This is a genomic window from Caloramator sp. (genome assembly GCF_020054765.1).
Classification (GTDB): domain Bacteria; phylum Bacillota; class Clostridia; order Clostridiales; family Caloramatoraceae; genus Thermobrachium; species Thermobrachium proteoclasticum.
This window is the reverse complement of the sequence record NZ_JAIHAO010000050.1, coordinates 1-13,070: the sequence shown is the minus strand read 5'-3', so window position 1 is coordinate 13,070 and position 13,070 is coordinate 1. Positions and strand designations below refer to the sequence as shown.

Here is a 13,070-nt window from a genome sequence, read left to right as displayed (position 1 = left end):
CCATCGTCCTGATGGCCGCTCGGCTCGGCACGTCCTGTGCCGAATTACGGACTTTTTCAAAGTCGAAAAGCTAAGAATTGCTAAAGCTTATGAAAGAGCTTTTTGAAATCCTTTTATGGGGCTTTTGCATATTTTAGCTAACAAATGGGGTTGTCAAGAATCTGGGCTGTGAGCAAGTTTCACAGCCCTTTTTATATGATAAAGACATACTTTTTTTAATAAAAAAATTAAGAAATTTCAAAATATTGTTGTAAAATTTAAAGACATATAATAAAATAAAAACAGAAAAGGTTTTCTAAACTCATTTAAAAGAGGGGGAGAAGAAATTGAAAAGGAAAAGATTATCAATCCTATTAATTCTAAGTCTCTTTATTTCTATTTTTGCAGGATGCTCAAAGACACAACAAACAAATGGACAAGATAATAAGCCAGCAGAAAAATCAGGAAAAATAACAATTTGGGCTTGGGACCCAAACTTTAACATTGCTATTATGAATGAAGCTAAAGCAAGATATATAAAGGACAATCCAAAGGTTGAGATTGAGATAGTTGATATGGCAAAGGCAGACCTTGAACAAAAATTACATACAATGCTTGCATCAGGTGTTAAGGATGGACTTCCAGATATAGTTTTAATAGAGGATTATAATGCTCAAAAATACCTAAAATCATATCCAGGAGCCTTTGCAGATTTGACAGGAAAAATAGATCATAGCAAGTTTGCAAATTATAAAGTAGGTTTAATGACAGTAGATGGTAAGGTTTATGGAGTACCATTTGATTCAGGTGTTTCAGGTTTCTTCTACAGAAAGGATATTTTAGAGCAGGCAGGATATAAACCAGAAGATTTAATTAATATTACTTGGGACAAGTTTATTGAAATAGGAAAGGACGTAAAGAAGAAAACAGGAAAGGCAATGTTAGGTTTTGGATTAGACGATGGTGGATTAATGAGAATAATGCTTCAATCTGCAGGACAATGGTATTTTGACAAGAATGGTAATGTAAATATATCCAACAATGAAGCACTAAAGGAAGCTGTAAAGACATATAAGGCAATTGTTGATGCAGATATAATTAAAAAGACAAGTGGATGGAATGAGTGGGTTGCTGCATTTAACAAAGGAGAATCAGCAGCAGTTGTAACAGGAGTTTGGATAATAGGTTCAATAAAGGCAGAAGCAAGTCAATCAGGAAAGTGGGCGGTTGCACCAACACCAAGATTAAATGTTTCAGGTTCAGTTAATGCTTCAAATCTTGGAGGTTCAAGCTGGTATGTATTAGAAGGAACTAAGGGAAAAGATATAGCTATAGATTTCTTAAATAAGATTTATGCTTCAGATAACGATTTCTATCAAAAGATATTAGTAGAAAGAGGAGCAATGGGTTCATATTTACCTGCAGCAACAGGAGATGCATATTCAAAGGCAGATGAATTCTTTGGAGGACAAAAGGTATTTACTGACCTATCAAATTGGATGAAGAACATACCTTCAGTTGATTTTGGTCTTTACACATATGAAGCAGATGCTGCAATTATGGGTAATATGCCAGATATTTATTCAGGAAAGATAACAGTAGAAGAGGCATTAAAGAAGGCAGAAGAACAATTAAAGAATCAAATAGGTAAGTAAATATTAAATTGAAAAGAGGAATAATGCAAATTATATGTATTATTCCTCTTTGTGAACTACCCCCACTTATAAAAGTAGTGGCTTCGTGGTTAATACTCAAAGCGGAGCAAGTTATCCCACGCTCAAAGGGCTGTTCCTTCCCCAGATATACCATTTACAAGGCTAATTTTAGCTTGGCTTTCACTGTAATAATTGTAGCATTTTTTATATATTTTCGCAACATTCATCACCCACTTACAGAAGTGGGCGACTTCTGTTGCTGTTTATGTTAAAAGCGAGGTGTTATTAATGCAACTTAGAAAAGCAACAAAATCCTATGAAAGATCACTTGATAGATATGGATGGTTATTTATATCTATAGCAGTTATTTTATTAGCAGTATTTATGTTCTATCCAATAATCTATTCCTTAATTTTATCTACTATGTCGTCAAAGGGTATAGTACAGAAATTTGTTGGATTTGGGAATTATACAAAGTTAATTAAAGATGAAATGTTTATTAAAGCTCTAAAAAATACATTTATATTTCTAATTATACAGGTACCTATAATGTTATTATTAGCTTTAATTTTGGCTGCTATTTTAAATGATAAGACTATAAAATTCAGAGGATTATTTAGAACAGGCATATTTTTACCAGCGGTAACCTCACTTGTAGCCTATACTATCCTATTTAAAATGATGTTTAGTGTAGATGGATTTATAAACTTAAGTCTTATGAGGCTTCATATAATAAAACAGCCAATTCCTTGGCTTATGGATCCATTTTGGGCAAAGGTAACTGTTATAATTGCAATGACTTGGCGTTGGACAGGTTATAATATGGTCTTCTATCTATCTGGACTTCAGAGTGTTCCAGATGAATTATATGAAGCAGCCGAAATTGATGGTGCAAGTAAAATGCAACAATTTTTCCATATAACAATTCCAATGTTAAAACCTATAATTGTTTTTACAACTATAATGTCTACAATAGGTACGCTTCAATTGTTTGATGAACCAATGAACCTTTCACAGGGTGGCGTAACAGGTGCAACTACTGGGCCTGGTAACTCCTTGCTTACATTGTCAGTCTATATTTACAATCTATGTTTCAAATATATGCCAAACTTTGGTTATGCAGCTACAATTGCATATGTTATTGTATTTATAGTTGCAATATTGAGCTTTATTCAGTTTAAATTGGCAGGTGATAAAGAATGAAAAAAATAAGATTATCAAGGATAATTATATATTTATTTTTGATTATAATGTTCGTTGTTTCTGTTTTTCCTTTTTACTGGATGATTGTTGGTATGACAAATTCAGCTGTGGATGTTATAAAGGGAAAAATGACCTTTGGGAATCAATTTTTTCATAATGCAAAGGTATTATTTAGTAATTATGATGTAAAAAGAATCTTCTTTAATTCAATAAAGATATCTACATTAACAGTTCTTGGTTCCTTGGCTATATCTTCAATGGCAGCTTATGGATTTGAATTTTACCCCTCTAAAGCAAGGGAAAAAACCTATGCCATTATACTTTTATCAATGATGGTTCCCTTTGCAGCCCTAATGATACCCCTATTTAGGTTAATAGTAAAACTTAATCTTTTAAATACCCACAGAGGATTAATTCTTACATCGTTAGCATCGGTATTTATAATATTCTTCTTTAGACAAAGCTTTAAGAGCTTTCCTAAGGAGATAATACAGGCTGCAAGAGTAGATGGGGCAGGGGAGTTTAAAATTTTTACTTCTATTGTGGTACCATCAATGAAATCAACATACGCAGCAGCTGCTATTTATTCATTTATGACAAGCTGGAATGCTTACCTTTGGCCACTTATAATACTTCAAAGTGATAAGCAAAAGACGATGACGCTTTTAATCTCATCTATGTCGTCGGCATATTTTCCTGAATATGGAGCAATAATGCTGGCAATAGTAATTGCAACATTACCTATGATTATAATTTTCTTTACACTACAAAACTATTTTGTACAAGGTATGACTGGTTCATTAAAACAGTAATAAATTTTAATATTAATTTTAAAAGCCCTATTAATGGATTTTTGGTAAGTATTTATTTTTTATATCTATAAACAATTATAAAATCCATTAATGGGGTATTTTAAACTTTGTAAATTTAGTAAAATAGTATACATAGAATAAAAAAGGAGGGGCTATTGTGAAGAGCTACAGAAGAGAACTTTGGTTTGAAATACCAAGAAGAAGAGGTTTTGTAAACATAACACATACTCTTCAGGATTGTGTTAGAGAAAGCGGTATAAAGGAGGGGCTTCTTCTCTGTAATGCAATGCACATTACAGCAAGTGTTTTTATAAATGATGATGAATCAGGATTACATCACGACTTTGAGGTGTGGCTGGAAAAGCTTGCACCAGAAAAACCTTATAGCCAGTATAAACACAATGGATTTGAGGATAATGCAGATGCACATTTGAAAAGAACTATAATGGGTAGAGAGGTAGTTATTGCAATAACTGAAGGTAAATTAGACTTAGGGCCTTGGGAGCAGGTTTTCTATGGTGAATTTGATGGTATGAGAAAAAAACGTGTTCTTGTTAAAATAATAGGAGAATGATATAATAGGTACAGCTTCGAGCTGAACATCCTAAGGCTTTGCTATGGATGACAGCCGATAGGGTATGTTTGGAAACGAATATGCCTCCCATATAGGAAAGGAGTTGTGTATATTGAAAAGACGTTTATCATTATATTTTATATTTTTAATTTTATTGATTACTATATCCTGCGGAAAACAAGTTAATAATAGGGAGATTATATTAGCAACCACAACAAGTACTCGTGATTCAGGTCTTTTAGATTACATATTACCAGAGTTTGAAAAAGAATATGGTTATAAAGTTAATGTGGTTGCAGTAGGTACAGGACAAGCAATTAGACTTGGTATGGATGGTAATGCCGATGTGCTTTTAGTTCATTCAAAGGAAGATGAAGAGAAGTTTGTTAGGGAAGGATACGGTATTGAACGTTTTGATGTTATGTATAATGATTTTGTAATATTAGGACCAAAGGATGATAAAGCGAAGATTAAAGGTATTTCTACTGCAAAAGATGCATTAAAAAAAATCTATAGTTCAAAAGCAGAGTTTATTTCAAGAGGTGACGAATCAGGTACTCATAAGTTTGAAAAGAGGCTTTGGGAAAAAATAGGGATAAATCCTCAGGGTGATTGGTATATAAAGGTAGGAAAAGGAATGGCAGAAACACTTTTAATGGCAAGTGAGAAGGGAGCTTATACAATTTCGGATAGGGCAACATATCTTACATTAAAGGAAAAATTAGATTTAGAGGTATTGGTGGAAGGAAAAGAGGATTTGAAAAATCAATATGGAGTTATATCTGTAAATCCAAGTAAAAACAGCAGAATAAATAAGGATGGGGCACAGTATTTTGTAGAATGGATATTATCAGAAAAGACACAGAGACTAATTGGCAAGTTTGGGAAAGAAAAGTTTGGACAAAGTTTATTTATACCTAATGCCAAAAAGTAAAAAAGGAGTTGTTTTTATTGAAGTCTATTTGGCAGGGAATAATAGGTGCCTTTAATTTGATATTAGGTTTTGATAGAAACATAATTGAGATAGTTTTGCTATCTCTTTATGTTTCTTTTATGTCAACCATTATATCAAGTATTATTGGTGTTTTTTTATCACTATTTATTACAATTGAAGATTTTAAATTTAATAAAGGGTTAAAGGGAACAATAAATACATTTATGGCTATTCCACCGGTTGTTGCAGGGCTTTTAGTATATATTATTTTCTCAAAAAGTGGACCATTTGGAAGTTTAGGACTTCTCTTTACACCAACTGTTATGATTATAGCTCAGATAATAATTTTAGTTCCATTAATTGCAGGTACAGCCATAAATATTATAAATACCAAAGGAAGTATAATATTGGAGGAACTTAATAATTTAAATGCTGATAAGAAAAGTAGGTATACTTTACTTTTTAGAGAGCTTAAGTTCAATATTATAGCAACTGTATTTTTAGGGTTTTCAAGGGCTATATCAGAAGTTGGTGCAGTTATGTTAGTTGGTGGCAATATAGAGCACAAAACCCGTGTTATGACTACTTATATAGTACTACAAACTAATATGGGTAATTTTGAAGAGGCAATTGCTGTTGGCATAATACTTTTATGTATATCATTTTTAGTTAACCTATTAATATCAAATTTAAATAGGGAGAGTTAAAATAATGGAGGTTTTAATAAAGGATTTAGTATATAAAAAGGATGGATTTAATCTAAATATAAAGGAGTTAGCTTTTAAAAATGGGAATATATATGGTATATTAGGGCCAAATGGTTCAGGTAAAAGTACACTTTTGAGGATATTAAGTGGTAATTTAAAGGGATATGAGGGTAAAGTGGAGTTTTGTGAAGATGAAAATAAAATTTATAACAATATATCTGTCTTATCACAAAAACCCTATCTTTTTAACTGTTCTGTTGAAGATAACATAAAAATGAGTATAAAGTGGGCAAATACAAGTTTAGGTAAATTAAGTGAAATAGTTAAGATGTTAAAATTAGAAAATCTATTAAAAAGAAATGCCACAAGTTTATCTGGAGGAGAAATGCAGAGAGTTGCAATTGCAAGGGTAATTGCCCAAAGTAAGGGGCTTATGCTGTTTGATGAACCAACAGCAAGTATAGATCCTAAAAATACAAGAATAATAGAAGAGGCTATTTTAAGCAGCAAAAAAGATGATAGATGTATTGTTGTTGTAACACATAACATCTATCAAGCAATAAGATTATGTGATAGGATAATATTTATGAATATGGGGAGGATTGTAGAGGAAATTGACAAAGCACAAATAAAAGAAAATGAAATAATAAAGGAATATTTACTTCATACTTCTTCCTAAGTCAACAAGTATTACCTTTACCTTTACATTTATTTGAGCCTTTTGAAATTCTTCATCTGTTAAAAAAGGGCTGTGTTTACCAAACTTTGCAGCAGCATATTTTGTAATATCAAAACAGTCCATTTTATACTTATTTTGTACCTTTTCGATTGTTTTATTAAGTTGCTCTGTAACATATTCCTCAAAGGCCCTTTCAATCTCCTTTGCTTCCTTTGCGGTAATTGCAGTGTTATGTATAGTATCGGTTTTTAAGTTGCCCTTTAATGTTATGTTTATTGTATAAATAAGCTTATCATCATAATCAACTTCTACGTTTATATAATTTTTAGCTTTAATGGTATAACATATTTTAGGATTGTTATCCTTTATTATGCTTATATATCCATCGCTTTTTCTACTTCTTATCATATTTATATAAAAGGCTTCCTCTAATGGAATAATATGTTTTAGTTTAGCTTTATCAAAAACACAAATTCCAGCAATTTTAGGTTTTCCCTTATCATCAACTATATATGGAAGTATTATTCTTCTACCTGTTTGATTATACATAAACAAAAGTTCCTTTATGGTTACTTCCTTTGGGAAAAAGTTTGCTAAGGGAGAAAATTTTAATATGCCCGATATTGCCTCTGACATACTTGTGTTGTCTATAGGAATCATATTGAAAAAGTGTTCGGTATTACCTTCTGTAATAGTTACATAGGCTATTTCATTTCTTCCCTCATCTCTCACTAATGTTTCAAGTAAATCCTCTATTCCATATTCTGCCCTTTTTCTACTAATAAGATACAGCTTTTCTGTTCCTACCAAAAACTTCTTACTCATTACTGTTTGCCTATCATTTACTGTATTATAGATAGTTTCAGCAATTCCAGGAGAAATAAGTCTTTCGATTTCTCCATCACCTTTAAATACAAACATCTCAATAGGATCAACAATTTTTTTATCTGAATCTTTATCAATATCATACCCAATTCCAATTATTACAGATAGATTTTCAATAGGTTCCATTTCATAGCATCCTGTAAAGGTTGTTAATATAATTAATAAAATTATAAATACATTTTTTTTCATACACCCTTCATCACCTTTAGTTTAGATATTATAGCCGTTATAATAGAATATAAAAGTATAGTATATACAATATACGGTATTGTATTTTCAAGGAATACATTTCTTCCGTGTTCAGGTATCATAAAAATTGTAAACACCATAACAAAGGGCCAAGTAATAAGGCAGCTTTTTTTATGGGGTATGTGTGTAAGTCTTGAAAAGGTATGGGCAATAACATAGTAATCACAGGCTAAAATCTTTAAAATAATACCACTCCAAAGGAAGATGAATACTATTTTAAAATCAGATATTATGCTAATTTCTATAGTCTCCATTATAAAAAGCACAGGATAATATATTTTTGTTGTAAGTTCAAACCCGAGATAGTAAATAGTTAAAAAGGTTAAAGTAGTATACATCACAGCTATGACAATAGAGGATATAAAACCTGCGTATTTTATATTTTTTTTATTTACAACATAAGGTAATATAAAGAATGAAATTTCTATACCCGAATAGGAGTAAAAGGAGGCAGGTATAGAGGATAAAATTTTTTCAAAAGAGGATATAAGGGGGAGAATATTAGTTATATCTCCTTTTTTAATTATAAATAGAGGAAAAAGAAAAAGTATTGAAGAAAAATAAAATACAATTTCAGAAAGTCTTCCTATTGATTGAAGCCCAAAGCTTGCTGTGAATAAAATCGTTAGAGAAATTACAGTAACGATCATTGAGGTTGGAAGGAAAAAAGAAATTTCTTTACTTAAAACATTGTAGAATCCTGCTAAGACAGAAGATTCATAAATGGTTAAAGTTAACATAAAAAATATGAATATAATTTTGGTAATATATTTACCATATATTCTTTGGTTTAGGGTATAAAAGTCTATAAAGCCTAAATTTTCATAGGATAAATAGGCACAATAGGTTATTGTCAAAGGATATATGCATCCTATAAACATTGAAATCCAACCACTCTGTTCTGCCTTTTGGCACATAGAGTTTGGAGCAAAAAGAATACCAATTCCAACAACAGCACTGATTAAAATAAATATATACTGTCTTTTGGTAATTGTATTTTCAACTAATTCACTCATATTTTACCCTTCTTTTTTTAAAACTTTTAGGCTTTCTAAGTATTTTATCTAATGGGAACCTTATTACGGTATCCTTAAGGTCAGAGTAATTAAGCGGTGCAAAGGGAACAAAATAAGGTATTCCAAAGGAGTTCATATTAATAAGTATTATTACTATAAGGTAAAATCCAAGTATTACACCTAAAAGACCAAACATATATGCTAAAATAAGCATTGGGAATCTAATAAATCTTATAGAAAGTGCCATTTCGTAATTAGGAATTAAGAAGGATGCTATAACGGTTGTAGAAACAACAACTAAAGTAGTTGGACTTACCAAACCAGCCTTTGTAGCAGCTTCTCCTATTACAATACCTCCAACTATACCAAGGGTTTGACCAATTGGAGTTGGAAGTCTTAGTCCACCTTCACGGAGAAGTTCAACTGCAATCTCCATAGTCAAAATTTCTAAGAAGGGTGGGAGAGGTATTCCAAGCCTCGAGTTATATATAACCTTAATTAGTTTAATTGGAACGATTGCAGATGTATAGGATAAAACGCAAAGATATATAGGTGTTGCTAAAAGAACAAGTATTGCAGATAAAATTCTTGTGAGTCTAACAAATACAGAAGTTAAAATCCTTTGAGAATAATCTTCGAATCCCTGGAAAAATTCAATAAACACTGCTGGTGCAATTAAGGCATATGGTGCACCCGATATTAAAATTGCAGCCTTTCCTTGAAATAGGTCAGATACGACCTTATCGGGTTTTTCTGTGTTTTTTAGTTGAGGGAAAAAACCATAGGGGAAATCCTCAATAAGCTGCTCTATATAACCTGTACAGAGAATATATGGGAGCTTTTTTATTCTATTTAATTTAAATTTAATAGTATCAAGTACGGCAGGATCAATTACTCCATCTAAATAAATTATTGCGGCATCGGCATTGTTTTCAGTTCCAAGAATTAGCCTCTCTATTCTTAGCTTGTTTGATTTTACTTTATTTTGAATGAGTGCTAAGTTTATTTCTATATTTTCCACAAAACATTCACGACCGCCTCTTAAAGTTTTTTCTATATTTGATTCCTGCAAGTTTCTATGAGGTATATCGGAGGTATCGCAAATTATTGCTTGATTTGTTTTATCTATTAATATCAGACATTTTCCACGCAGGAGTTCTACAGTTATATTATCAAGGTGTTTTATTATTGTAGCTTCACTTACAGATAGATAGTTTTGCATTATATATTCTGCAGGGTTATTCATTGTTTCTAAGTCTTCCTTTACTTTATTTAAGAGGGGACTTATAATATGTAGCTCTATGGATTTGCGATTACAAAGGTTAGTTACATAGAGTATAAAACATTTAGTTTTTTTATTAATAAGTATTTCTCTTTTTACCAATGTTGAAGAATTAGGCATATAGGATATAATTTTATTTATGTTTTGGTATATGTTTTTGCTGAGATGCTCCATATTCAACACCTCTAATATTTTTATTTAAAAATATAATTGGCTAAAACCTTTAAAATTATGTATAATTTTTATAAGAAGTTTTAAGGAGGGATTTTACATATAAAATATCGAATATTGTATATTATAAGTTATAATCGCACGATTTCCCGGGAAATATAAAAAAATGTGAAAAAACTTATGGAAATAATAATATATAATTTCGAATTTAAGATAAGAGGAAAATAAATTAATATAAATTAACAAGAAGCGTTATTTTAAAAACTATGGAGGTATGAAAATGTTTGGGTATAGAGGATTAACGGTAGCAGAGGATGGTATGCTTAAAATATCTGATGTAAGGTGCGATTATTTAGTTTATAAATATGGTACTCCTCTTTATGTTATGAATGAGGAGGAGATATTAGAGAAAATAAGGGATATAAAACAAAATCACATTTTAAAACATAATGGAGTTGCAGCCTATGCAAGTAAAGCCTTTTTAAATAAAGAGATGTGTCGAATAATAAAAAGAGAAGGGTTATGGCTTGATGTTGTTTCAGGCGGAGAACTCTATACTGCAAAATCTGTAGATTTTCCGATGGAAAATGTAATATTCCACGGAAATAATAAAACCTATGAAGAGCTTAATATGGCAGTTGAGTATGGTGTAGGAAGAATTGTGATAGATAACTTTAATGAAATAGACATTTTAGAGGATATTTTAAAAGAAAATAAAAAAACAATAGATGTTCAAATAAGGGTAACTCCTGGAATAGATGGGCATACCCACGAATTTATTAGTACAGGACAAGTGGATTCCAAATTTGGTTTCCCAATGCACGATGAAAGTGCACTATATGCTGTAAAGAGGATATTAAATTCAGAAGGTTTAAATTTAAGGGGTATACACGCCCATATAGGTTCACAGCTACATCAAAATGATATATATAGGCTTGCAGTTGAAATACTCGCAAAGTTTATATTAAGTATAAAGAATTTATTTGGTTATGAAATTGATGAAATAAACTGTGGAGGCGGATTTGGAATATTTTACAATGAGGAAGATAAGCGATTACCAATTAGTTTTTTTACTGATGTAATCCACGAAGCAGTAGATGAATTTTTTAATAAATATAATCTTAAGAAACCAACTGTTTTTATAGAACCGGGAAGATGGATAGTAGGAGAAGCTGGAGTTACTTTGTATAAGGTAGGTTCTATTAAAAATATTAATGGAGTTAGAAAATATGTTAGTGTTGATGGTGGTATGACCGATAACATAAGAACAGCCCTTTATTCTGCAAAATATACGGCAGTTGTTGCAAACAAATTAAATATTGATGATAAAGAAGTTGTAACAATATGTGGTAAGTGCTGCGAATCAGGGGATATTTTGATAAGGGATATAAGTCTTCCTAAATTAGAAAAGGGAGATATACTTGTAGTTTTAAGCACAGGTGCCTATAACTATTCAATGGCAAGTAATTACAATAGAATTCCAAGACCTCCTGTTGTTATGGTTAATAATGGAAAAGACAGATTGATTGTAAAAAGGGAGACCTATGATGATATTTTAAGAAATGATATATAAAGATATATGTTCTATAGATGATTATTTCATCTATCAAGCTGTTGAAAAAAGTTATATATCGATTAGCCCCATAAAGGATTTTAAGGCATTCCTTCATTTCGTTAATCAATTCTAAGCTTTTCTTTGTTTGAAAAGTCCTACCCTCGCGATGCCATCGTCCTGATGGCCGCTCGGCTCAGCACGTCCTGTGCCGAATTACGGACTTTTCCAAAGTCGAAAAGCTAAGAATTGCTAAAGCTCATGAAAGAGCCTTTTTAAATCCTTTCATGGGGCTTTTTCATACTTTAGCTAACAAGTAGGCTTGTCAACAATATGTATAGATGATTATTCTATATATGGAGTTTTTATTTACTAATTTTTAATCTGCAAATAGAGGAATTTTAATTTTTATGAAGAATAATTACAAAATAAGGGGGTGGGTTTCTTGATTAATTTTGCTCATAGGGGTGCAAGTGGTCGTTATCCAGAGAATACAATACTTGCCTTTGAAAAGGCACTTGAGTTTGGAGCAAATGGAATAGAGACTGATGTTCAAATGACTAAGGATGGAATACTTGTTTTAATGCACGATGAGATGGTAAATAGAACCACAGATGGAATAGGTTTTGTAAAGGATTATACCTTTTCTGAAATAAAAAAGTTAGATGCAGGTTCTTGGTATTCAAAGGAGTATCTAAATGAAAAGGTTCCGTCTGTTGAGGAGCTATTACTTCTTGTTAAGGGAAAAAATGTGGTTGTAAATTTTGAAATTAAAAATACTATAATCGAGTATGAGGGGATAGAGGAAAAACTTCTAGACCTAATTTATCGTTATGGTATGCAGAAAAATGTTATTATATCAAGTTTTAATCATTATTCTGTTGTAAGGGTAAAGAAACTCTCAAGTGAAATAAAAACAGGGTTATTATATATGGAAAACCTATATTGCCCAGAAAAGTATGCAAAATATGTAGGTGCAGATGCACTTCATCCCTATTTCTATTCTCTTGGAAAGGACGTTGTAGGTCAGATTAAAAAGGAAGGCATAATGATAAATACCTTTACGGTTAATGATACAAATTATATGAAGTATTTGATGAGTATTGGGGTAGATGGGATTATAACAAATTATCCAGAAAAGCTAAATAAGTTGATGATAAACCAAAGAGAGGCATCATAGATGCCTCTCTTCAGGCTGTTGAAAAAGTTATATATTGATTAGCCCTATGAAGGATTTCTTGGGCATTCGTTCATTTCGCTAATCAATTCTAAACTTTTCTTTGTTTGAAAAGTCCTACCCTCGCGATGCCATCGTCCTGATGGCCGCTCGGCTCGGCACGTCCTGTGCCGAATTACGGACTTTTTCAAAGTC

General features: G+C 31.5%; 12 protein-coding genes and 1 riboswitch. Of the genes, 9 read left to right on the top strand and 3 right to left on the bottom strand.

All coding sequences use genetic code 11. The annotated features are described in order from the left end of the window. The first annotated feature begins 326 nt into the window (after positions 1–326). The 7 genes from JG776_RS11265 to JG776_RS11235 all read left to right on the top strand — a co-directional run bounded on the left by JG776_RS11265 (position 327) and on the right by JG776_RS11235 (position 6,543). Positions 327–1,634 (top strand): sugar ABC transporter substrate-binding protein, encoded by a 1,308-nt coding sequence (locus JG776_RS11265; protein ID WP_291967571.1) that lies wholly within the window; start codon positions 327–329, stop codon positions 1,632–1,634. Between the two features lie 288 nt (positions 1,635–1,922). Next, complete coding sequence (locus JG776_RS11260) at positions 1,923–2,837, top strand: carbohydrate ABC transporter permease (protein ID WP_291967569.1); 915 nt, start codon at positions 1,923–1,925, stop codon at positions 2,835–2,837. Beyond that, entirely contained in the window at positions 2,834–3,649 is an 816-nt protein-coding gene (locus JG776_RS11255) for a carbohydrate ABC transporter permease (protein ID WP_291967567.1), read from the top strand. Before JG776_RS11260 ends, JG776_RS11255 begins: the two co-directional genes overlap by 4 nt. Positions 3,650–3,806: 157 nt before the next feature. Then, positions 3,807–4,223 carry a secondary thiamine-phosphate synthase enzyme YjbQ gene (locus JG776_RS11250; protein ID WP_291967565.1) on the top strand — a complete coding sequence of 139 codons (417 nt, stop codon included), beginning with the start codon at positions 3,807–3,809 and terminating at the stop codon, positions 4,221–4,223. Between the two features lie 2 nt (positions 4,224–4,225). Further along, positions 4,226–4,342, top strand: a riboswitch (molybdenum cofactor riboswitch). After that, on the top strand, positions 4,336–5,157 hold the full coding sequence (locus JG776_RS11245) for a substrate-binding domain-containing protein (protein ID WP_291967563.1): 822 nt from the start codon (positions 4,336–4,338) through the stop codon (positions 5,155–5,157). Its footprint overlaps the riboswitch before it by 7 nt. A 17-nt stretch (positions 5,158–5,174) precedes the next feature. After that, on the top strand, positions 5,175–5,864 hold the full coding sequence (locus JG776_RS11240; protein WP_291967561.1) for an ABC transporter permease: 690 nt from the start codon (positions 5,175–5,177) through the stop codon (positions 5,862–5,864). Positions 5,865–5,868: 4 nt separating this feature from the next. After that, complete coding sequence (locus tag JG776_RS11235; RefSeq protein ID WP_291967559.1) at positions 5,869–6,543, top strand: ATP-binding cassette domain-containing protein; 675 nt, start codon at positions 5,869–5,871, stop codon at positions 6,541–6,543. Here the strand turns inward: JG776_RS11235 and JG776_RS11230 are convergent. From JG776_RS11230 to JG776_RS11220, 3 genes are read right to left on the bottom strand one after another with little or no spacing between them, the layout of a single operon-like run. Next, a complete protein-coding gene (locus JG776_RS11230; protein ID WP_291967557.1) occupies positions 6,523–7,617 on the bottom strand; it encodes a Ger(x)C family spore germination protein in 1,095 nt (364 codons plus the stop codon). The genes JG776_RS11235 and JG776_RS11230 overlap by 21 nt on opposite strands. Next, positions 7,614–8,693, bottom strand: a complete 1,080-nt coding sequence (locus tag JG776_RS11225) for an endospore germination permease (RefSeq protein ID WP_291967556.1) — start codon at positions 8,691–8,693, stop codon at positions 7,614–7,616. Before JG776_RS11225 ends, JG776_RS11230 begins: the two co-directional genes overlap by 4 nt. After that, positions 8,686–10,149 (bottom strand): spore germination protein, encoded by a 1,464-nt coding sequence (locus tag JG776_RS11220; protein ID WP_291967554.1) that lies wholly within the window; start codon positions 10,147–10,149, stop codon positions 8,686–8,688. Before JG776_RS11220 ends, JG776_RS11225 begins: the two co-directional genes overlap by 8 nt. 277 nt (positions 10,150–10,426) lie before the next feature. Between JG776_RS11220 and lysA the strand changes: the two genes are divergently transcribed. Both lysA and JG776_RS11210 read left to right on the top strand, forming a co-directional pair. After that, positions 10,427–11,719, top strand: a complete 1,293-nt coding sequence (gene lysA / locus JG776_RS11215) for a diaminopimelate decarboxylase (RefSeq protein WP_291967552.1) — start codon at positions 10,427–10,429, stop codon at positions 11,717–11,719. Positions 11,720–12,134: 415 nt separating this feature from the next. Continuing rightward, positions 12,135–12,878 carry a glycerophosphodiester phosphodiesterase gene (locus tag JG776_RS11210; RefSeq protein ID WP_291967550.1) on the top strand — a complete coding sequence of 248 codons (744 nt, stop codon included), beginning with the start codon at positions 12,135–12,137 and terminating at the stop codon, positions 12,876–12,878. Positions 12,879–13,070: the final 192 nt, after the last annotated feature.